Annotated in this window: 23 protein-coding genes and 1 pseudogene; 7 read left to right on the forward strand and 17 right to left on the reverse strand. The window is 37.2% G+C overall.

Features of this window, described 5'->3' with window-relative positions:
• Positions 1-9: 9 nt before the first annotated feature.
• Positions 10-1,272, reverse strand: a complete 1,263-nt coding sequence (locus tag HNR41_RS04800) for a Y-family DNA polymerase (protein WP_184282253.1) — start codon at positions 1,270-1,272, stop codon at positions 10-12.
• 172 nt (positions 1,273-1,444) lie between these two features.
• Here HNR41_RS04800 and HNR41_RS04805 point away from each other — a divergent pair, with 172 nt between their 5' ends.
• On the forward strand, positions 1,445-1,537 hold the full coding sequence (locus HNR41_RS04805; RefSeq protein ID WP_184282255.1) for a type I toxin-antitoxin system Fst family toxin: 93 nt from the start codon (positions 1,445-1,447) through the stop codon (positions 1,535-1,537).
• A gap of 501 nt (positions 1,538-2,038) precedes the next feature.
• Here HNR41_RS04805 and HNR41_RS04810 read toward each other — a convergent pair.
• From HNR41_RS04810 to HNR41_RS04825, 4 genes are read right to left on the reverse strand one after another with little or no spacing between them, the layout of a single operon-like run.
• Positions 2,039-3,550, reverse strand: a complete 1,512-nt coding sequence (locus HNR41_RS04810; RefSeq protein ID WP_184282257.1) for a hypothetical protein — start codon at positions 3,548-3,550, stop codon at positions 2,039-2,041.
• A gap of 14 nt (positions 3,551-3,564) precedes the next feature.
• On the reverse strand, positions 3,565-5,289 hold the full coding sequence (locus tag HNR41_RS04815) for an ATP-binding protein (protein ID WP_184282259.1): 1,725 nt from the start codon (positions 5,287-5,289) through the stop codon (positions 3,565-3,567).
• Complete coding sequence (locus HNR41_RS04820) at positions 5,279-6,064, reverse strand: hypothetical protein (protein ID WP_184282261.1); 786 nt, start codon at positions 6,062-6,064, stop codon at positions 5,279-5,281. The genes HNR41_RS04815 and HNR41_RS04820 overlap by 11 nt, the downstream gene beginning before the upstream one ends.
• On the reverse strand, positions 6,045-6,890 hold the full coding sequence (locus tag HNR41_RS04825; protein ID WP_184282263.1) for a hypothetical protein: 846 nt from the start codon (positions 6,888-6,890) through the stop codon (positions 6,045-6,047). The genes HNR41_RS04820 and HNR41_RS04825 overlap by 20 nt, the downstream gene beginning before the upstream one ends.
• A 251-nt stretch (positions 6,891-7,141) precedes the next feature.
• Here HNR41_RS04825 and HNR41_RS04830 point away from each other — a divergent pair, with 251 nt between their 5' ends.
• Complete coding sequence (locus tag HNR41_RS04830; protein WP_184282265.1) at positions 7,142-7,879, forward strand: MerR family transcriptional regulator; 738 nt, start codon at positions 7,142-7,144, stop codon at positions 7,877-7,879.
• A 76-nt stretch (positions 7,880-7,955) separates the two neighbouring features.
• Here HNR41_RS04830 and HNR41_RS04835 read toward each other — a convergent pair whose 3' ends face one another.
• Positions 7,956-9,317, reverse strand: coding sequence for a M20/M25/M40 family metallo-hydrolase (locus tag HNR41_RS04835; RefSeq protein ID WP_184282267.1), 1,362 nt, complete (start codon positions 9,315-9,317; stop codon positions 7,956-7,958).
• Positions 9,318-9,528: 211 nt separating this feature from the next.
• Here HNR41_RS04835 and HNR41_RS04840 point away from each other — a divergent pair, with 211 nt between their 5' ends.
• The gene (locus HNR41_RS04840) at positions 9,529-10,749 is read left to right on the forward strand and encodes a YeeE/YedE family protein (protein ID WP_184282880.1); all 1,221 of its coding nucleotides are present in this window, start codon (positions 9,529-9,531) and stop codon (positions 10,747-10,749) included.
• Positions 10,750-10,914: 165 nt separating this feature from the next.
• Here HNR41_RS04840 and HNR41_RS04845 read toward each other — a convergent pair whose 3' ends face one another.
• Both HNR41_RS04845 and HNR41_RS04850 read right to left on the reverse strand, forming a co-directional pair.
• Positions 10,915-11,283, reverse strand: coding sequence for a hypothetical protein (locus HNR41_RS04845; protein WP_184282269.1), 369 nt, complete (start codon positions 11,281-11,283; stop codon positions 10,915-10,917).
• The gene (locus HNR41_RS04850) at positions 11,280-11,861 is read right to left on the reverse strand and encodes a YdcF family protein (protein ID WP_184282271.1); all 582 of its coding nucleotides are present in this window, start codon (positions 11,859-11,861) and stop codon (positions 11,280-11,282) included. The genes HNR41_RS04845 and HNR41_RS04850 overlap by 4 nt, the downstream gene beginning before the upstream one ends.
• 49 nt (positions 11,862-11,910) lie before the next feature.
• On the opposite strand from HNR41_RS04850, the gene HNR41_RS04855 reads away from it, so the two are divergent.
• Together HNR41_RS04855 and HNR41_RS11295 are read left to right on the forward strand one after the other, a co-directional pair.
• Positions 11,911-13,047, forward strand: a complete 1,137-nt coding sequence (locus HNR41_RS04855; RefSeq protein WP_184282273.1) for a hypothetical protein — start codon at positions 11,911-11,913, stop codon at positions 13,045-13,047.
• Between the two features lie 288 nt (positions 13,048-13,335).
• Positions 13,336-13,437, forward strand: a pseudogene (locus tag HNR41_RS11295) (IS30 family transposase); the annotation flags it as partial.
• Positions 13,438-13,495: 58 nt separating this feature from the next.
• Here HNR41_RS11295 and HNR41_RS04860 read toward each other — a convergent pair.
• Positions 13,496-14,500, reverse strand: a complete 1,005-nt coding sequence (locus HNR41_RS04860; RefSeq protein WP_184282275.1) for an LCP family protein — start codon at positions 14,498-14,500, stop codon at positions 13,496-13,498.
• 187 nt (positions 14,501-14,687) lie between these two features.
• On the opposite strand from HNR41_RS04860, the gene HNR41_RS04865 reads away from it, so the two are divergent.
• Both HNR41_RS04865 and HNR41_RS04870 read left to right on the forward strand, forming a co-directional pair.
• Positions 14,688-14,912 (forward strand): hypothetical protein, encoded by a 225-nt coding sequence (locus HNR41_RS04865; protein ID WP_184282277.1) that lies wholly within the window; start codon positions 14,688-14,690, stop codon positions 14,910-14,912.
• A 154-nt stretch (positions 14,913-15,066) separates the two neighbouring features.
• A complete protein-coding gene (locus HNR41_RS04870; RefSeq protein WP_184282279.1) occupies positions 15,067-16,029 on the forward strand; it encodes a DUF1002 domain-containing protein in 963 nt (320 codons plus the stop codon).
• A gap of 46 nt (positions 16,030-16,075) precedes the next feature.
• On the opposite strand, the gene HNR41_RS04875 is transcribed toward HNR41_RS04870, so the two are convergent.
• The 8 genes from HNR41_RS04875 to HNR41_RS04910 all read right to left on the reverse strand — a co-directional run bounded on the left by HNR41_RS04875 (position 16,076) and on the right by HNR41_RS04910 (position 21,828).
• Positions 16,076-16,405: a type II toxin-antitoxin system PemK/MazF family toxin gene (locus HNR41_RS04875; protein ID WP_184282281.1), complete on the reverse strand. Its 330-nt coding sequence runs from the start codon at positions 16,403-16,405 to the stop codon at positions 16,076-16,078.
• A complete protein-coding gene (locus HNR41_RS04880; protein ID WP_184282282.1) occupies positions 16,399-16,653 on the reverse strand; it encodes an AbrB/MazE/SpoVT family DNA-binding domain-containing protein in 255 nt (84 codons plus the stop codon). Before HNR41_RS04880 ends, HNR41_RS04875 begins: the two co-directional genes overlap by 7 nt.
• A gap of 160 nt (positions 16,654-16,813) precedes the next feature.
• Complete coding sequence (locus HNR41_RS04885) at positions 16,814-17,011, reverse strand: hypothetical protein (RefSeq protein WP_184282284.1); 198 nt, start codon at positions 17,009-17,011, stop codon at positions 16,814-16,816.
• 23 nt (positions 17,012-17,034) lie between these two features.
• Complete coding sequence (locus tag HNR41_RS04890; RefSeq protein WP_184282286.1) at positions 17,035-18,282, reverse strand: MFS transporter; 1,248 nt, start codon at positions 18,280-18,282, stop codon at positions 17,035-17,037.
• Positions 18,283-18,376: 94 nt separating this feature from the next.
• Complete coding sequence (locus HNR41_RS04895; RefSeq protein ID WP_184282288.1) at positions 18,377-18,685, reverse strand: TIGR04104 family putative zinc finger protein; 309 nt, start codon at positions 18,683-18,685, stop codon at positions 18,377-18,379.
• Positions 18,686-18,757: 72 nt separating this feature from the next.
• Entirely contained in the window at positions 18,758-19,615 is an 858-nt protein-coding gene (locus HNR41_RS04900; protein ID WP_184282290.1) for a hypothetical protein, read from the reverse strand.
• A gap of 1 nt (position 19,616) precedes the next feature.
• The gene (locus tag HNR41_RS04905) at positions 19,617-20,684 is read right to left on the reverse strand and encodes an AAA family ATPase (RefSeq protein ID WP_184282292.1); all 1,068 of its coding nucleotides are present in this window, start codon (positions 20,682-20,684) and stop codon (positions 19,617-19,619) included.
• Positions 20,674-21,828, reverse strand: a complete 1,155-nt coding sequence (locus HNR41_RS04910) for a DUF262 domain-containing protein (RefSeq protein WP_184282294.1) — start codon at positions 21,826-21,828, stop codon at positions 20,674-20,676. The genes HNR41_RS04905 and HNR41_RS04910 overlap by 11 nt, the downstream gene beginning before the upstream one ends.
• Positions 21,829-21,871: the final 43 nt, after the last annotated feature.

A 21,871-nucleotide genomic window follows, 5' to 3' on the forward strand; every position in this document is an offset into this window, starting at 1 on the left:
ACCTGTAATCTACCTTTTATGTCCCGCGATTAAACCTTCCCGGAGCTTCAGTGTAGAGGCTTCCGTGCAGCTGATTGCCCGCATAACACTGAGCTGTCCGTATTTCACTTTCAGCGCGTCTATCGTCTTCATCAGCGCTTCTTCTTTCAATACCTTATCAACATCCTGGAACAGCGAGACCTGTTTCTGGCTGTCGGGGATAAAGTTCGTTAACGTGACACTGATGGTCCGGTACAGCGCATATGGGTCTGCGATTTGTTTTAAATGCTGCCAGACGTGTTTAATAATGATGTCCTCACTGTTGGTGCCTTCTTTAATCGTAAACTGCTTGCGGTATATATGACCGTCTTTTGTGCCGACGGAAAACTGGACGGTACGCACCAGCCGCTTCATGAGCCGCAGACGGTGTGTCACCTCATCGACATGTTCAAACAGCACGACATACGTTTCACTGAATTTATAGTCGCGCATGAGAATCTGGCTCTTTGCAATCGAAGGCGAATGGACTTTATGCTTTTCGCTGATTTTGCTGAAATCAATACCGTTGGCATGCAGGTGCCAGTCGACTCCGATAATGCCGAAGTCCCGCTTCAGGTACTCGTGCGGATAGTTGGCAAGATCCCCGATATTAAAAATCCCCCTTTGGTTCAGTTTCTTTTCACTTTTCTTATTAATACCCCAGAATTTGCTTAACGGCTTAATGTGCCACATCTTCTCGACCACATCCTTATACCGCCATTCGGTGATTCCGTCAGGCATATGCTTGGCTTCAAGATCCAGTGCAACCTTGCTGAGCAGCAGATTGTCACCGATCCCGACAGCGGATTCGATTAAGGTCGTTTCATAGATTTCGTCCTTTATCTTTTTGGCAAGCTCTCTCGGTGAAGCGGCAAACAGTTTGTAGCTGTGTGTGACATCCATAAAGAACTCATCGACGGAGTACTGATGGAAATCTTCAGGTGCGACGTATTTGAGTGCAATTTCCGTAATACGCATGGAGTAATCCAAATAGATTTTCATGGAAGGATTGATAATGTAAATATCGCTGCGCGCAGGAATCTCAAACAGCCGCGACCCTGTTTTAATACCGAGCTTTTTTAACTCGGGCGTTGCTGCCAGCACGACGGAACCGATACTCTTTGTGTCCCCTACCACAGCGAGCTTGGTTGTCTTCGGATCCAGACCCTTCAGCCTGCATGACACACTGGCAAAGAAACTCTTTAAATCAATGCACAGAATATCGTAGTGCGGACAAACACTGTAGTCATACATGAATATCACCCCTATATAGAACATATGTTCTATATTAGCATATAAGTGCGAAAAATAGCGGAGTTATATTTTAAAATTTCTAAATAAATCGAACGAATGTTCTATTTTTGGTATAATTGAAATATCGCCTATCCATCCCGGGCGAAATATTGACCGGGAGGAGGTGGAGGCAATGGATTTTCTTTTTGCAGAAATTTTAGCACCCGTAATCACCGGGTGCCTGATTGCGTACTTTGTCTATTGGCTGGATAACCGCAATGACTGATAGGCGAAAACCACACCAAAAAACCCCCAATCTACGGTCATAGATTGGGGGTTCGGTGTTGCAATGGATTTCCTTTTTGTAATTTGATTATATCATCAGTCAAAGCAAAAAGTAAATTAGTTGATTTGAAACTTTTAGATACCGATAAAGCTAAAACTAAAAATAAGGTTTACGTTAACTATGACTTATTAAGATTACTCGGATGATTATAGAAAATATATCTTTTAAAACTATTTAGATTATCTATCACAGTTATGGTTAATCTAATTTTACTCGTATAAGTACTCTTCTTTCTCTTGCCACTCAATATCTTTTCTAATATACATCTATCTTCATCTTAAAATCTCTTCAATATAATATCGAAGATTAAAAGCATTTTTTTCTTTTACAATATATAAAAAGCCCCAACCCACTCTCGTAAATCAGGAATTCTCCGCTTCAAACTTTCAGCTGTTCATTCTTCATTTAATATAAAATCATTGTTATTATAACAGAACTTACTTACACACTCGTAATCCCATCTATTTCTCCCATTCTGCCTTTATCTATCAGTTCTTTGTTTTGCTCGATAAAGTGCTCACGGCTTTCTGCAATCATTGTATTAAATCCAGCAGCAACTGCTGCCTCTGTTTCGTTCCATAACTGATGGTTGTAGTTTTTAAAGTCAGGGATAACTTTTTTCGCTGCGGTCTTCCTTATATGTTTGGCGAGTCCTTTTTTCCATCCTGTAATGGATTTAAATACCATGCCGGCACCGATGGCAGCACTCAGTGTAAGACCTAATGGGCTTGCGAGAAAGGCTGCGGCTGCACCGGCTTTTAACATGCCGAAGCTTGCAAGTATTCCGGATGCTTTAGTCAGCAGTGCAGTGCTTCCAAGTTTTCCGAATGAGGACATATATAAAGCGAGTGCGCCCGATGACCCCAGTCCTGCGAGTCCGGTCACAAACCAGTTTTTTGAATTATTACCGAACTTAAGTCCGGAAACATTGATAAATTCATGCTCTATATTTTCAATGGCTTCGTCTGTTTTCTCATTGAAGTGTTCTATTTTACCGCGGACTTCAGCATTGATAATTTCCACTTTCTCCATCAGCACATGTTCCGTAAATGCTTTCTGTTCTTTTTTCTTCATTTTAATTCCCTGAGTTTCAATCTGTTCCAGTAATTTTGCTACTGTTAAATTATCATCCAGCTGCTGGTTTATTAACTGATCAATCGACTGTTTATTTTCTGCTGCCAGAGTTTTCAGCATTGCTTTTTTCTCACGAATGCCTGATATATGCTTTTCAAAATCTGTCAGTCGTTCATTGAACGTTTTTGTATTTGCTGATTTCTCTTTAATATCTTCATTGATTGTTTTATAAATTGAGTCATATTTATCAGTAAGCTTTCCGTATTCAATCACCGGTGAAACAGATGAACTGTCAAAGTCGTGAATCAGCACGCTGCTTCTTTGATTGTTAATTGTTTTAACTGCACTTGGCAAACTGAATTTGTCGACGACAATCACATATACGTTCTCTCCGTAGTCAGGGAGTATATAGTTGTCATAAATATTTTGTGTTTCAGTTGAATCCGCAAGCAAAACTAATGTTTTATCTGCTGAGTCACTCTTAACACTCACCCGCTGTTCTGCATAGATATCTTCACTGTTTAACAGCTCCATAAAATCGACAACCAGAATATTAACCGGCTGTATAAAATTATGATAATTTAAATACTGCGTGCCCTTAATGCCGCTTCGGTAATTTATAAAATTAAGTGCATTTTTACTTTTAACTGCTTCAGAGAGTTTACGGGCTTCCATCTGATCAATTCCAAGCAGCTCAGAGAAAAACTTCCCTAGAAAGTCATCTGACTGTGTCAGATCACGATCGATAATCAGATTAAATTCTCCAAGCAGATTACGGAGGTTTTGTTCCGCAATAATCTGATCAGCACTATTCAGTTCGTTAAATTCATCCACCTGATTGATGAATGTTTTAATATTACTGATGTTGTTGTCACTCATAAACACCCTCCGTTCTATCCATCCGCATTCCGGTATTTGCTGCGGTTTCGTTTTCTGTTCAGCATTTTTTCAATATCCTGATTGATTATCTCTGAGATTTTACTATCAAGCACTTCGGATATCTTACTTTCCAAAGGATTCTTATTCTTCACATTATTATTGAGGTATTCCAATTCTTCCCCATACATTTTTTTATAATAAGCATCCAGTTCATTGTAATTCTCAGCAGTCAGTTCCGCTTCTCTGTTATCCCGCACAAACTGTACTTCTTTAAAGAGCAATGTCCTGATTGTCTCTCTGTATCTGTTCGTACCGATTTCTGCTTTGGATAAATGAAACTTCCTGGCAGCACGGTTACATATATACTCTATATCCGCACCGGTAAATCCTGCTGATTGCCCTGCCAGCTGTTCCAATTCATCATCGTGCAGCTTTAACGGGATTGCCCGTTTCTCGAGTTTGTCCTCAAACAGCAGCAATCTCGCATCTTCATCCGGTTTACTGACATAGAAGATTTCATCAAACCGTCCTTTCCGTAAAAATTCAGGCGGCAGCACACCATCAATATTATTTGCGGTACCGACCACAAAAGCACCTTTGTTATCGTCGCTCATCCAGCTCAGCAAAATACCGAATACTCTTCTTAACACCTGGTTATCGCTATCATCCGCCCCGGAGAATGCTTTCTCTATTTCATCAATCCACAGTACACAGGGGCTCATATGCTCAATGACTTTCAATGTTTCCATAATGTTCTTTTCACTGTCACCCACATATTTACCCATTATTTTACTGATATCGAACTTAATGAGCTTTAATCCGAGCGCATTAGCAGCGGCTTTGGCCGTCATACTCTTACCTGTCCCAGGTTCACCCAAAATAAGAATGCCTTTCGGTAACTCCACCCCATTCTTCGCCAGCAGATTCATATTCGAAAATGCAGCCCGTTCTTCTTCGATATATTCTTTTAAATGATCCAGACCGATAATATCATCAACATTCTCTGTCGTTTCAACGATCGATAATGTTCCCATTTTTTTAAGCATCTGTTCTTTAATGGTATATATTTCTCTCGATATGCTGCTGTCTATTGTACTGTTGAACACTTTAATGCCGAATTCATAAAATATAAATGACAGTGCCTGCGTAATTTCATAATAAGATAATCCTTTAAGGTTCTCTATTAAGTTCGGGTCAGTATTACCGGCATCGGTATATGCTTCAAGATGATTCGTTCTGATAAAATCCTCAATAATGTTGTAAATACCATTTTCATCCGGCAGAGTATTTTCAATAATCATGGCACCGTCTCTTAACTCTGACGGAATATCATAATGGCTGCCGTTAAAAATAATCGTTGTATTATAGTATTTATTCGTCTGTACCTTATGTACAAAAACACTTAGGATTTCAAACATTTTGTCTGACTCATCAGTCCGATTCCCGTTGAATAGTGACTCTGCGCCGTGAATCACAACAATCTGCTCGTTGTCCGTCTTCAACAGATCAATCAATCCATTCAGCAGTACATCGTAGTCACTCAGCTCAACTCCGGGCTGTTCACCAAACCCCTGCGTTACATTAAAGTAAAATACATTTTCAACAGAATTTTTGTTCTTAAAGCTTCTCATTGTCTTTTCGACTTCATCAAAACTGAATTTCTGCAGAAAAATAAGAGGAATATTGGATTGAACAAATTTAGTAATTTCAAATTCCAATTTCTTGTGATCATTCATCATATTTCACCTCTATATATTCTGCATAAGCACTTGAGTCTTTTAAATCTATTTTAGCGCCAGGTGCATAAATTCTGTTGACCACCTGCTGTTCGCTTCTTTTGTTATAAATATCAACAAAGGATTTCGCACTTTTAGAACTTTTATATGCCGGACTGAGATTCTCCAGCGTTAACGGACCTTTGCACTCTGTTATTATAAATTTAGTTTTTACTTCTGTAATCTGTGTAAAATCATCCGCACGAAGTACGGTGAAATCTGCTGTCTCATCGTCACCCCAGTACCCTTCTGACAAGAATCCTTTAATATTATCGATAAACTGCTCGGAAATCTCTCCAGCATACTCATCAATAATAATTGAAAATCCGATAAAAATATTTAAACTGCTGTTAATTAGTGCTGACTTCTCAAATTCTGGAAGCTCAGAATAAAATAACTCATAATCCAAAATAATCTTTTTTATATGTGTTAAGACAGATTCAAAATCGTCGTTCTTTCCATCCATCAGTGTATATAGCAGCTGCTGAAATGTCTCTTTTTCCGAAGTATAAGACAGACTGTTGTCCAGCATGGTAATAAACTGATAGTACGCTTCAATACTATTATCACCGTTGTCTGCATCAGCCGCTTCTAAAGATAAGTGGTTACATGCCCAAATTTTTAAATCATCCGATTTAAATTTTTCATACAGTTCAAGCTTATTTCTGTATTTAATTAAGCCCGCTGTGTCATGTATTAAATTGTTTCTGAATGCAATTTTAGGACTCAAAGTTCTCATAATCCGACTCCTTATTTTTTCTTGTCTCTTTACGTTTTGATGCTCTGTTTCTCATCAGTAATTTAGATTTCACTGTATTCAGAGCATCGACCATCTCTTCACGCTTTTCTTTGTCCAGTGCAGTCACTGCGACTGTAATGACAACACCTTGTATCAGCGCTGATTTCGGTCCGAATGCCAGCATTAAAATAGTCAGTCCATGTTCTCTGACAAGCGGATTATGCTTGACGAAGTCCATGATGGCAATAATGTAATTTTCATACAGCTGCTTCATCTTCTCTTTCAGCTGGAGTTCAGTGAGCTTATTCTGCCCATGTTCATACACTGCATGTGAAACACTCATACTATGTTTAATCATCATAGTAAGCAGCATCTTGTAATTATCTTCACCGATATTTTTGTCAAGATCACGGCTGTCGAGCAGTTCATCTGCTAAAAGATACAATTTATTAATCAGTGTCGTTTCCTCTTCATCGGTCATATTGCCTTCAAGATATGCTTTATATTCTTTAAACCCTGAATACAGCTCGTTATCAGCTAAGTCAAAATGATCTTCCAGCTGTGAAAAAGTATTATTAAATAAATCCAGTCCTTCTGTATATACTTCTTCCAGATTATCAAATTGACTTAACTCACGGTTAAATGACTGATCACTGTTCATACCGTCTTCCATATTTTCTATTCTTTGCTGTGCATATGCTTTCAGCTTTTCACCAGCATTCTTCATGACTTCCCTGCCTACAACCATACTTGTTTCTTTAACGATTTCTTTAAATTGCTCACTGGCAATGACTGCTTTAAGCTGGTTCATCAATGCTGCATTCATAATATATCCCCCAGTTATCCGTCACATTTTTATACGTTCGATGACAGATTCTATAATTTACACTTTGCTTTTACTTATACCCCAAGTGGCCGCTTCATACTCCTTTGCCCCTGCACCAAATCAATGTATAGAATTATTCATTCTGTCACGTTATAGTACATATTAAAGACTCATTCCAAAAAAATATTAAAATACCGGTTGACCCTTACATAACGTCATACTCTATTCTTAATTTGTCAGGAGGTTTAAAAATGTATTATGTTAAAGAACTCAGTGAATGGACTGGTGTTTCCGTGCGCACGCTGCATCATTATGATTCTATTGGTCTTTTACCGGCTAACAGGAGCGACAATGGTTATCGTTACTATACTGATAAAGATCTCGATAAACTTCAAATCATTCTGGCTTATAAGCATTTGGGATTTGAACTCCAGGAAATTAAAGAGATGTTTGCAGACAGTAAAGATAATCAGCTGACTCATTTAAGAAGACAGCTGCAACTGATGCATGACGAAAACCGGAGAATACTGACAATCATTAATACGCTGGAGTCTACGATTCTGGCGAAGGAAAGAGGGATTAGTATGACAAGTCAGGAACGTTTTAAAGGATTAAATTATGATGATAACGAGGAGTACAAAGAAGAAGCTGCTGAAAAATACGGTAAAGAAGTGATTGATACAGCAGCTAAGAAACATCAGGGTAAAGAACAGGAAATGACCGATGGTTTTAACGAGTTGTTCTTTGCTTTTGCGAATAATCACTCGGCTGGTATGTCACCGTCAGATGCACAGAACATTGAACTTGCGAAATCACTGCACCAGCATATACGCGAGTATTCATTCGACTGTTCGCTGGAAGTATTCGAGAGCATCGGACTGGGTTATGTTCAGGATGAACGGTTCAAAAAGAATATCGATCAGTTTGGTGCAGGCACTGCAGAGTATGTCAGTAAAGCGGTCACTGCTTACGTCAAACAGAAGCAGTAAACTTCAAAAAAGGAAGCGGGATAAGAATCCCGCTTCCTTTTTTATATTCCAGAATTAAGGTATCCCTCGGACTTGGTTATGAGTCTTTACTGGACTCCCCGAGCGCCTTCACCAGATTACACGTACATTTAATCCCGCCGAAAAAGTTCTCCACTTTCAGGTTCTCGTTGGGTGAATGGTTGTGCTGGTCGAAGTTGGCGTACGGCATGATGATCGATGGTGTGCCCAGGTAATCGGTCCATACATAGTCAGGCAATGATCCCGGCATGCTCGGCTGCACTAACGGTGTCTTCTTGTATGTCTCCCCCACAGCATCTGTCACCACGTGCACAATTTCAAGGTCAGAGGGTGTTCTCGATGGATGCATGGCACCTTTGTAAGTCACTTTGATATCCGGATTAAATTTCCGGACGTGTGACTCAACCTTTTTAAATATATCTTCCGGATCCTGGTCGGCGACGAGTCTCATATCGATACTCACAGTGGCAGTCGACGGGATGATCGTTTTCGCATTGTCTCCCGTATAGCCGCTTTCCATCCCCGCTATATTAAACGTCGGTTCCATCGTGAGCTTACGATAGTACGTCTCCCCGTCCATGTTTAAATCCGGATAGCCGATTTTCTCTTTGATGTCTTTCTGGTCGTATGGTAAGGACGATAAAAGTCTCATGTCCGTCTGTGAAGGTTCACGGATGTTATCGTAGAACCCTTCCACTAATACGTTCCCAGAATCATCGCGCATCGTATTTAAGAGTTCAATCATCTTCCAGACAGGATTGGCTACAATGTTCCCGGTGTTGCCGGAGTGGTTGTCGAAGTCCGCAGTTTTGATAGTCATTTCAAAGTTGAGAATGCCTCTGACGCCTAAGAGTATTAACGGGTTCCCACTGTTGTGGGAAGAACCGTCGGCGGTGTAGACCAAATCCGCTTCAAGTAAGTCTTTATTCTTATCCACAAATTCGGGTAGGTGCACACTGCCAAGTTCCTCCTCGCCTTCAAAGACAAACTTTATATTGATTGGCAACTCACCGTAGAGTTCCTGATACGTCTTAATACCGAGCAGCTGTGCCATTAACTGTCCTTTGTTGTCGCCGGCTCCCCTGGCGTAAATTCTGCCGTCTCTAATCTCGGGTTCAAATGGATCTGATTCCCATAAACCAAGTGGCTCGACCGCCTGGACGTCGTAATGCCCGTAGATAAGTAAGGTGAAGCGGTTATTATCGTTCATCAGCTCGCCGTAAACGACGGGGTTGCCGTCGGTTTCCATAATTCGGGTGCGAATCCCTAGCGCTTCCATGTCGTCTTTCAGTACGCCGGCACATTGTCTGATTGCCCCTGTATCGGTGCTGATACTCTTAATTTTAAGAAAGTTAAACAGCTGCTTCAAATACCTGTCTTTATGTTTCAGTAAAACCGAATCTATCTCTTCAAGTGTCATATCTGTTCCCCTTTACGAATTACTTTGTCAGTTGTCATAATATTACTACAATTTAAAAGTGAATGATATTTTATTTTGCTGTCAGATAATCTGCATAATAATTTTTCTTTGACATATGTCCCTAGTCCTCTTATACTGACTAAATCATACTAAAGTACTCAGGAATAGGAGAATTCAATTGGTCAGTCATATAAATACCGTGAGTAAAGCAATGGACCCGGTCCATCGTCATGCGAATACACTGAAAGATCCTCAAAAAATGCTTATTGGCGGCGGCATTATAGTCAGTTTAGTCTTATTTATGTATTTAGCCATCACCCAGTCGATCATGCAGCCGGTGCTTATGGTGATTGGCTTACTGCTCGGGTATACGTTATTTCATGCCCGCTTCGGTTTCACTTCCGCTTTCAGACGGCTGATGTCTGTCGGCAACGGTGAAGCAATACGGGCGCATATGGTCATGCTTGGTACAGCAACTCTATTATTCGCACCGATTTTAGCGCTCGGCATTTCATTTTTCGGTGCTGAAGTCACAGGTTATGTCTCACCAATCGGTGTCAGTCTGATTGTCGGTGCATTTATATTCGGTATCGGCATGCAGCTCGGTGGCGGTTGTGCATCCGGTACGCTGTATTCAATCGGCGCCGGCCGTTCTGTCATGTTCATCACTTTGATATTCTTCATCATCGGAACGACAATCGGTGCAGCACATTTACCATTCTGGACAGAAGACCTGCCTTCTCTCGGCACATTTTCACTCGCAACATCGACTAATCTCGGCTACGGCGGTGCTTTAGTCGTCTCGTTACTGACATTCGGCTTAATCGCCTATATAAGTAAAGTCGTTGAGAAAAAGAAAAACTCTCCTAAAGTTGCACAGCTGCCAAGTGCACGCAGCTGGAAAAGAATTTTCAGAGGATCCTGGCCGTTAATGGTGGCAGCAGTCGCACTTGCGGTCTTAAATGCCCTGACGCTGATGACGCGCGGTGAACCGTGGGGAATTACTTCAGCATTTGCGCTGTGGGGATCTAAAGTTGCAGAATTCATCGGCTTTGATGTTGCCAGCTGGGGTTACTGGCAGGGAGAAGCGGCAACTGCTTTAAACGCATCAATATTTGCCGACTCTACGACTGTACTGAACTTCGGGGTCATCCTGGGTGCATTTATAGCATCAGCAGCAGGCGGTTTGTTTAAGTTCACTAAAATCACCAAAGGTAATTTCATGGCTTCAGTCATCGGCGGTCTGTTAATGGGCTACGGTGCACGTCTTGCATTCGGCTGTAACATCGGTGCTTACTTTGGCGGCATTGCTTCATTCAGCCTGCACGGCTACATTTGGGGTATCGTGGCCATCGGCGGTACATTCCTTGCACTTTACTTAAGACCCCTGTTCGGGTTATCCGTACCAAAATCGAATGACTCTGTATGTTAATAAGAATAAATTGGGGTAAAAGTCTCATATAAAATCAAATGACTCTACATTAAAGTTTATAACCTTAATGTGGAGTCATTTTTATGTCTTATCCGATTTAGGTGGTATTGAGCGGTAAAAAAATACACCTATGAATCATCATAAGTGTTAAAAAATATTCTATCTTCAATACAGCCCTGTTCCCGACAGCCTGATCAGTCTGCCTGCGATGTATTTCCTGGCTTCGGTATCGTCTTCAAAACTTTTCTCATCAAATATATAGTTTCTTTCTCTGAAGAAGGTATGCCATCTGCCGTCTTCTTTATAATAGTGAAAGCCTTCTTTTAATGACTCTTTGCTTGTATCTTCGCTCTCAGGCAGACCGTTCTTCAGTATATAGTCATAGACATCCGCTTCACTCACTGTAAACACATCGGCATAGCTGTGATGCATCATGTTGTCGACACCGAGTGTCTGACAGGCATAGTCGTAAGCACGCCCCCTGCCGCCAAGGAGCACTTTAATCTGTTTTTCTTTGTCTGACAAATTCATCATCCTTCATCCGGCTCATCTATAAAGTTATATAAGCCGAGTCTGTAGCCCCACAGTTTATAAAATTCACTGAACCAGGCTCTGTCCCAGTCTGCTCTGTCATTCCATGCCTGGCCGTCAGCACCCGGTGCTGCGATATATTTCAAATCGTACTGTCCGTCACTGACTCTGTCGTAAATCATTTTGGACCGCTTCAGATGATAATCGCTTGTCACAACCAGCGCACTGTCAAAGCCGTAGTCATCCATTATCTTCAGAGACTCAACCGCATTGGTATAGGTGCTCGTTGCCTTATGTTCTTCTATAATGGCGTCTTCAGCTATACCGAGTTCCAGGGCGAATTCTGTACTCTGCGGGTAAATGTCTGCACTTTCCGGTGTAATCATAACGTAATCCGCGTAGCCTGCGTGATACAGTTCGGCTACTTTTTGCATCCGTCCGGCATCATCCCCGCCGAGCATAATAATCACATCTGCTGATTCCGGTGTATCTATGTCACTATGGTTAAAACTGTCTATAACTGCTACAACAAGCAGCATTAAAGCAATACAAAAAATAATGACTGCTATTCTTATTTTCATGGTTTTCTCTGTGTTTTATAAATGATTATCATAGCACACAGGTTTTAAATTGAAAGAAAAAACACATGAGAATCGGGTGAGTTATTTTAAAGTGGTTGGATTTATTTTTACTTTGTCATTGGGTACAGCTCTTTCTACATTTTTAATTACATTCTTTGTAACCTTGCTATTTAATAAGAGTATCGATATTTTAAGAGTTCATGTAGAAGATGAAATCAAAATAAATTATGATTTCGAAAAAATTAAAGACCAGTATCCTCTAGAAGTTGTAAAATCGAGTTTTTACAAAGATAACGAGGACCACTTCTGGCCAATTATTATTTTATACAGTCATAACAGTGATAAGAAAATCACTATAAAAGATTCTGCAGGAGTCTATCTTCTACCGTCTATTATATCTAACTACACGGATAAAATATTAACAGCTCATAAAGCTAGTCACTTTAAAAATAATAAGATGATACGCATGGATAAAATTGAAGTATCCGACAATGAAGTAAATATATTTACTTCGAGAACTACATACTTAAATACTTTAATTACGAATAGAGCGATAGACTATCATATTTCTCAAAGCCTCACAGTAAGAGATGTTTTAGAACCTGGTCCATATATTAATGATTTAAATGTTTCTACTCTTTCCAACCATATCGGTTTTAATATTTTAGTTTTTGATAAAGATAATAACATCGTACTTTCACAAAGTTCTAATAAAGTTTCCACTGCAAAAAGTAAATATAGCTTTGGGGTTTCTGGATCATTAAAATCTATTTACTCTCTCAATAATCAAAATAAGTTATCAATAAAGGGTATTGAGCATGCTATTAAGATGGAGATAAAAGATGAATTAGGAATTGATAATTCATATGTAAGCTTTGATTTTAATGAGGACTTACTTTGTGTTTACCGAGAAGTATATGAAGGTGGAAAACCTCATTTTTTACTGAAGTGGAAAATAAATTTTACTGGAGATGAGATTATAGAATTTTTCAATAACAATGATGGTTTAAAAAATCTAAGTAAAGACAGTCACTTATTAAAGATAATTAATCAATCTGAATTATATAATTCCAACATCAGTAAAAGCAGTATTGAGTTACCTGATGAGATTATAGATTTTGCATTTACAGTTACTGCTCCTATGAAAGTAGCAGTAGATATGTTGGATAAAGAAATTGTTGTTTAAGAAAACTTAAAAAAGACCATGACTCCTTTTCCTAAATAACAGAAAAGTAAACTTTACTTAAGGCGTTGCTAAATTACCATAAAAATACGATTTACAATACCACGTAAATCGTATTTGTCATTATCACTTAAATCAGTATATCTCTCGATAAATCATCCATTTTCCCACTCCATGTCCTCTCTCTTTCAATATACTCTGTCTCAGTATACCAAGAAGTGTTGTCACTTATTTGGAGAAAACTGTTGTGTCTAGTTTAGCATCTACATGAATCTAGTTTAAAAGTTAAAATCCAGAAGAAATCATATACCCAGAAAGTCTTTGAACTATCAAACACCGTTGGAAGTATTTTTGAGTTACATAGATGATGGTCAATTATCTAGCTTATTTTGACAAACGGAATATAAAAAAAGCAACCCTAATGAAAATTCATTAAAATTGCCTGCTTGACTTATTCTGCTGTTTTTTCCGCTTCACTCTCATTTGTGTCTTTGCCGCTGCTGTTTAAAAATTCTTTTAAAGCTGCATTATTCGCTTCAAAGTCCATATCAATCACATTCCCTGTATGACTCGTATCCATAAACTGATACGTATTCTCCAGCGGCAGTGTCATCGTTGCGATATCTTTATCTCCTCTGATCATAAAACTCATAATCATACGGTACATTTCTTTATTCGACATTGAAGTATCCACATATCCCATACCAGTACCTATAATCTTAGGCATCTTCACAATACCACCGATACTGATAACTTCATCCTGTATTGCTGAAAGCACTTGCTGCTGACGGCGGACACGGCCGAAGTCACCTTCTTCATCATTACGGAAACGTGCATAAGCTAATAGGTCTTTGCCATTTAACTGCTGAACGCCCTGTTTCAATTCCGTATCGATTTTCTCTGACATATCTTTTTCCACATCTATCGTAATACCGTCCGGATTGATAACATTCACTGTTTCCATAAATGCATCGTAATCCACTGTGACATACTCTTCTATATTAATATCAAAATTATGCGCCATGACTTCACGCAGCAGTTCTACCCCGCCAAGTGAATAGACCGCATTAATTTTATAACTCTGATAACCAGGTATCTCTACGTAAATATCTCGCATGACCGATACCAGTTTCATTTCTTTCTGCATATAATCATACTGACCAATCATAATGACATCCGTACGCTCTGCGCCTTCGTCCATCCGGTCTTTACCAATAATCATCATCGTCTTCTTACCATCATGATTGTCTACAGGATTAAACTCCTCACCTGTCGTTTCTACACCATTTTCAGCTGCGATATTTAAACCCGATCTGTAGCTTAAAATTATATATAGTATTAAAATGCTTATAAATGCAATGATTCCTAAAACTATAAATCCTCTTTTTCTTACCCGTGTTTTCTTAACGGTATGATACTCTTCTTTATCTGTCCGTCTCATCGTCTTTTTGTCCATTGCAATGCCCCTAAACTTTTCTTAAGAACTCATTGTACGCCTTCTCAATTTTTTTATAAAGTCAAAACCTATTTATAGTAGATAGAAGGTATTCGATTCACATTTAATGTAATATTCTTTACCGTTAAGTTTGTTTTAAAGACCCTGTTATTGATATATTGAAAGTATCAGTTAGGAGATGTTAAACATGGCTAACCTTGAAAAGAAAGAACAGAAACGCATCAATGCACACGAAAAGAATATAGAAAACTCTAAAGAAAAAATTTGGAAGTACGAACAGAAAATGAGCAAACCGGAGTTAAGTGAAGAGAAGAAAGAAAAACTGCAGCAGAAAATTAATCAGGAACTGCTTTATATTGAAACAGAAGAAAATATTATTGAGAACCCGGATTTTATCAAACAGACAGAATAAATAAAAACCAAAGTCATTCTGCACGGAGTGACTCTCATTTATATATACAGATATTTATATGTATCTTTCATCATCCTTTAATAAATATTATATAAAATAGAGATAATACTATATCTGTAGTATTCTAAGAAAAAATCAGTTAGGAGTTAAAATTATGATTAGAAAAATACTTGCAATCGCATTAGTCGCTGCAATGATTCCATTCGGCGCCCAAAATGCCAACGCAGCAAGTGAATGGGATAATGCAGTGACCGTCTACGGTGCAGCATTGGAACAGGATTCAAATTTACAAAATGAAACAGCAAACTTACTCGGTGTTGAAGATACCGACATCGTCGATTACGTTTACTCAGAAGACGTTAACCAATACATCAACAAGAGTTATGACAACAGGGTGCTGAAATCAAGTATCCGTATTATCCAGACTCCTGAAGGCAGCGGATTAAATATTGATATTAATGAAGATATGGGACAGATACTGTTAATCTCTGAAGAAACATACCAGAACGCATTACTCACTTCAGGTATTACAGACGCTGACGTCACAATCGCAGCAGCCCAGGATGTTACAGGTGAAAGTGCATTAGCCGGTGTATACAAAGCATTTGAAGCTCAAGGCGAAGCAATTGACCCTGCAAAAACACAAAACGCACAGGATGAACTAGAAACAATCACAGATATTTCTGAAGAAAACTCTAACGTCGAAGGTTTCTCACAAGTTCAATTAAACAAAGTCATCACTGAAGTTAAAGTTGAAATTGTAAATAACTTTAACGGTGATGTCACTGAAGAACAGGTCCGTACTATTGTTGATGAGAAATTAGCCGAGAATGGTCTCGACGGCATGCTCAGCCAGCAGCAGATCGACCGTATCATCGTCATTATTATGAACATTAAAGATTCTGGCCTTTTTACAGGTGAAGAAGCAGACAGACTGGTGGACAGTTCAAAAGATCTGCTTGACAGAATCACATCAAGCGACAGCTTCCAGGATGCTAAAGACAAAGCAACAGAACTCGGAAACGACATTGTTAACTCGGAAGAAGCAAGTTCATTTATGGACTCACTCAGAAGCTTCTGGGACAGAATCGTAGAATTCTTTAAAGGATTGTTTTAAAGCAAACAGGCCGGAATCTTTTCATAAAGATTCCGGCTTCTATATATTATATACTCAATATCGCTTTAATTCTTTCAATCACTTTAGTTTTACATGACTGCTGCAATTTGTCTTCTAATTTATAAGAACGGCTCCCAAGGTCCAAAGCTCTCATTTGAGAACAATCCACCACACCATGAACATTATTGTCCATTGTTTCAATGATAACATCTGTTGGATACCGTTTTTCTCTACTCGTTACAGGTAATACCCAGACAATATTAACTTTATTATTGAAGTCAGTATCACTTACAACTACACAGAGCCTGTATTTCCCTTGTTCGTTTCCTTTAACCGGATTTAAATCAACCTTTAAAACATCATATTGATTTACCATATTTCTCTGCCCTGTTCTTCCCCCCAGTCTGTCTCTTCAAGATTGTGATAAGAATGTCCATTCTTAAAAAACTCATGCCATTCTTCTTCAAAATTTTTCTCTTCTTTTTTTGTCAAAATCATTTCATCATTTCTTTTTTCGATGTTTAATCTGTCACCGATTTTTAAGCCCATTTTTTCCATCGTTTTTTTCTTAATTGATATAGCCTGGCTGTTGCCGCTTTTAAAAATCTTCAGTTCAGTGTTCATATTAAATCACCTCATATATCAAATATATATATGTACTTACATTTTGTCTATACATAAAGTTTTTAGTTTTGTATGAAAAAGCTCCCTCTAAACCAGCTTATTTTCTAAGCTGTTGCTTTAGGGGAGCCTATCAAACAATATGACAATCTCTTTATATGAATTATTCTCTTTTACTCGATTCATAAGGCACATCTTCTTTGCTGTTCTTAAGCATCTTCACTCCAACATACAAAAGGATTACCGCAGCAATGAGATTCACTATAGCCAGAAACATATTTGAAGGTAAATGCGTAAATCCATTAATCAGAGATGAGATCCCCAAAATAATTAAAACGATATTAAATATCTTTGCCATCATATCCTCCTTTACTGCCGTCTTTCTTATGGGTTTCTCCACAATATTTTGTTTTTACTTTTAAGATCAAACACTTTCCGGTATCTGTAAGATATAAATGCTGCAAGCACTACTGCGATTACTGCAATAACAATCTCGAACATAAAGACATACGATACACCGATATGACGGTTAATCAGTCCCGTTAAGTAAGGCAGTGTAATAAATGCGATACTCGATGACAGTGTCACAAACGCTGTACTTGTCCCCTTCTTCTCCGGGAAGAAGTGTGCCATTAACGTCACTGCCAGCTGGAACAGTCCTGACGTTGCCATACCGAGAATGAGCGCAAGCACAACCAGTATTGCATAACTCTCTACGAACAATAATGATACCAATGCAATAATTGCCACCATCGGATAGATAATCAATGCCGTAATCGGTCTGAATAATTTATCCAGCAGTGTCGCTAAAATGATTACAGTTACGAATCCACCGAAGCTGTAAATACTTAGCAGGTTAATTGCCTGAGCTTCCGAAAGTCCAATCACTTCCTGTGCAAATGTCGCCATCCACGTTTGGATAATAAGGAACAATCCTACTGACGTAAAGCCAATTGCGATAACTGTAATTCCCTCACGCATAAACTTCGGCTTCTCTTTGAAGATCAATGCAGCTTTAACCGGCTTAGCATTCCTCTCTTTCTCTTCTTTTGTCTGCGGTACTTCCTCAAGCACATTCGCTTCCGGGAATTTCAAAGTAAATAAGTGTATTGCGTTGAATAAGAATATTGCTGCCATTATAAAAAACGTGTAGCCGTAGAACATATCACGTGCCATAAAGAACGTAATCATTAACGGCAGAATTGTTGAACCGACAGACATAAATGCTTTAACGAGCACCGTTGCTGAACTCGAACGTTTTCTGAACACTTCAATCAGTGCCGGATACGAACTCGTATCGAGAATAGAATTCCCCATTCCTGCCAGCAGTGCAAACATAAATGCAACTGTATATGTCGGCGCGAATGGTATGGCCACAAGAAACACCACGTACAGGAAACATGCTGTAATCAGCATTGGTCTTCTTCCAAGATTATCTGATAACTTACCTGCAAAAGATAAGGCAATCAGCTTACCGATACCGATAGCCGATATTAAAGCCGAGATTGCTGCTGCATCTGTGTTGAGCTGTTCAGTCAGAAAGCCCATATGTAATGCGATAATTAAGTTGATCATGCCGAGCAGTATGTAATTAATGTAAATACTTGAGCCGATACGCAGTTGATTGGACATATAATAACCTTCTTCTTTTTATGTATCACAGAAGTATATCAAAAATTCAGAAAAATAACACAGGTAAGAAATAATCTCCCTGTGTTACCTGGATTTATTTACTTTTCTTGTCTTCAGGCGGTACGTTGGTCAGTTCCAGACTCACATACATAAATATTATTGTGACCGCTGTAATTGTAATGTATATCCAGAAATATTGAGTAATTGACGGCGGTGCAAACAGTCCTATTAATAACATTGCCGTGACTAACAGCATCGGAATAATCATGCGTTTTTTCGATTTCTCCGATACATACTGTTTCTCATGACAGTAATCACACTCCACTCCGTTCTCTGAAGCAAAATGCCCTTTAAATAATAACATGCCGGTCCACTGCTTATTGCAGCTTGCACACTTGGTCATGTAATCTCTCCTTTATATAATTATTATTCAAAAATAATAATAGAAGCTCTCTAGATATTTAAACATTTAAAATTAACCATGATCGCTATGTTTATGATCCCTTTCAAATCTCAAAACATACATAATTTCATTCTCTTTATATCCAAAACATCTAAGCTTATCATTAGCACGAAACTTATATATTGTTTTACCACTATAATTAGGACCTTTAAACCAATTCTTATCAGCATTTGCTTTGTAAGTTTTAAAGTCAAGTCCATCATATGAAGATATCTCATTCCAACTAAGTTGTTCAAATAGTTTAAGTCTAGATACAAAAATATTTATTTCTTCCTTTTCCAAAGAATCAAACCCATATTCTTTTTCTAAATACTCAGTAGATATTTTTGAGTTTATAAACCAGTTCTGACAATAGTAGGTAGGTTCAATCATATTTTCATTATATAATATGTCAAGTAATCCACGAGAAGTAAATATATTATGTAGTTTCATTTCGTGTGAGTTTTTTCGAATTTTAATACTTGTTTCCTTAAAATTATCATGTGAGAAGGATAGAACCATTTGATCTCGTTCACAAGCTTCTGCTAAGGAATAGTCAAATGTTTTATCTGTATACTCACAATTATACTGATTTTTATTACTGTGTTTTTGGCTATCATTCCAGAATGGGGGGTTGTTTATTAGATTATTTAATAAAGCTTTAAACTTTCTAACTTCTGATCTCGTTTTGTAACTATTATCTTGTAGGATATCTTGTAATGTATGATTCTTTGTCACTAGGGAAGAATAAAAATCATAATGTTTCAATAAATTTAAAGAATGTTCTTCCATTACTAGTTCTACTCTTATAATCTCAAATAATGAGTTTAAGAAATCATCTATTGTATGGAAATCCCCATCAAGTGAAAATTCATTTATAACTATATCCATTTTATTTCAACCCTAATAATTCATCTAAATCATCATCGAATTGATCAAATAAACCTGGTATATGGTTTAATACATTCCCTCTATCATCAAATTCTATTTTCTTAGTATATGTACAAGATGTTTTATTATCCAATGAAAAGAAATACGTATTTAATGACTTTGTATTAATAATATCTTTATTTATTGCTTTTCTCATTCCATTAAAAATATGATCACTATGTGTTTCAATTATGTATCTTATCCCTTTATCAGAAATAAAAGTTAAAAATTCTGTTAGTCTCGATTGAGCCTTCGGATGCAAATGAATTTCAGGGTTTTCAATAATGTTTAAATCACCCTTTTTAGAAGTTAAACCGCTGACTAAAATTGAAATTATATAACTTAAACCAGATCCAATATTCTTAGGCCTTACAAGTCTATTATTACCGTGAGCAAATTCTGCTTTAATATAGTCTGTTCCGCTAATATTTTCTGTCGATAACCTACTATTCATAATATATTTTAACCAGAAACCTAACTGTAGTTCTAACGTAGTTCCAATAGTTTTATCTCTAACTAAGTCTTTTTCAATTGGAAAAGTTTTGTTATTCTCATAAAAATCAATTGCATACTCTCCAAAGATACCTATATCATTAAAATTATCGTAGTTAGTAGAATATATATCTTGAAATCCGATTCTTTTAGATGACAAGTATCTAATTTTTTTATTTTTCTGATTTAGGTATTCGAATAAATTAGTACTATTATTATTAATCTCTAAAGCAACATAACCATCAATTTCTTCAAAATATAACTCTATATATTCATCTTCTTCGTCATATAATTTAATAGATATATTTTTAGCATTTTTCAAAAAATTCCGTATATCTGAGAACATACCTAGTGAAATTAAATGACCATTTAAATAATCTTTTCCTTCATTTGATATATTTTGTATTGATAAAAGCAAAGCCTGAATAAGTGTGGATTTTCCAGCTGAGTTCATCCCTGTAATTAAATTGAAATCACTTAGCTCCAGTGTACTTTCATCAAAGCTTTTGAAATTTTTAACTGTAATTTTAGTTAACATTTTTTAGCTCCTCTTTTAATAAGTCCATCATATTAAATATTTGCGGAATTACAATGCCACGTCCTCTATCTTCCGTTAATAATCGTGTTAATTCTTCTGTTTGTAATAGATTATTACATAAATCTCTAATTTCTTTACTATTACTACGGCAATATTCATTTTCGAAATGTGTGAATAGATAACTAAAAGATTCAAATAAAATCATGTTTATGGGCTTCCTGCGTTCTTCTTCAGAAAACCTTCTAAATGAATCTTTTTCAAAAATAATAAAGTTATTATTCATAGATTTATAAAATGTATTCTCTATTTCTAAAATCTTTTCATCACATATAGAATTTAAGTATTCCATAGTTAATCCTAAGAATTCATCTATATCATTTCTGTATTCAATCTTTTCACCATTTGCATCATTAAGTAAATCTTTCCTCCACAGATAAAATGCTAATGCTCTAAGTATCAAATACTTGTCTTTCATTCTTGTAGAGTTTACAGAGTTACAAGTCGCTTTAATAAAATTATTTGATTTCGAAATTCGGTCTAATAATTCCGTTGACTGACCTTGATATAAAGCATTTCTCATTTCTTGGTTATTTAATGGAGTACCACCTCTATTAACACGATCAAATATATCAAATTTAATTCTGTCAGGAGTTGGTGGTTTAATAACTTGTGCAATTAACTGAAAATCTTCTAAATTAGCCTGTAATTTTTCATCTAAATCTTTAAAATAACAATTTGAAAGATTAGGTAAAATTCTTAACTCTGAAAGTTTAAATTCATTATTTAGAAAAGAGAAAAAAGTTGTTAATCTTTGTCTACCATCCACAACTACTAGTTGACCATCTTTAGTTTCGTTTAAATAAAAAATCGGTAAAGGGATTCCCATTAAAACTGATTCAATTAATTCTGATTTTTGCTTATTATTCCAAACCATTTCTCTTTGAAAATCAGGATCTAGTATAATTTGATTCCGTTCATATTTTCTCAATAGTTGGAAAATTGGGTACTGATGTCTTTCTACCTTAATATTCGCTTCGGGATATATCTGTTCAGGTTCTCTAAATTCGTTTTTAATAGGATTAAGTACGTTCTTATTATCATCACTTGCTAAATCTTCCAATTCTAAAAATACTTTATCATTCAAAAAATTCATCGCCCATTTCTAAACAATTATTTAATTACAATAT

Source organism: Jeotgalicoccus coquinae, assembly GCF_014207425.1.
Lineage (GTDB): Bacteria > Bacillota > Bacilli > Staphylococcales > Salinicoccaceae > Jeotgalicoccus > Jeotgalicoccus coquinae.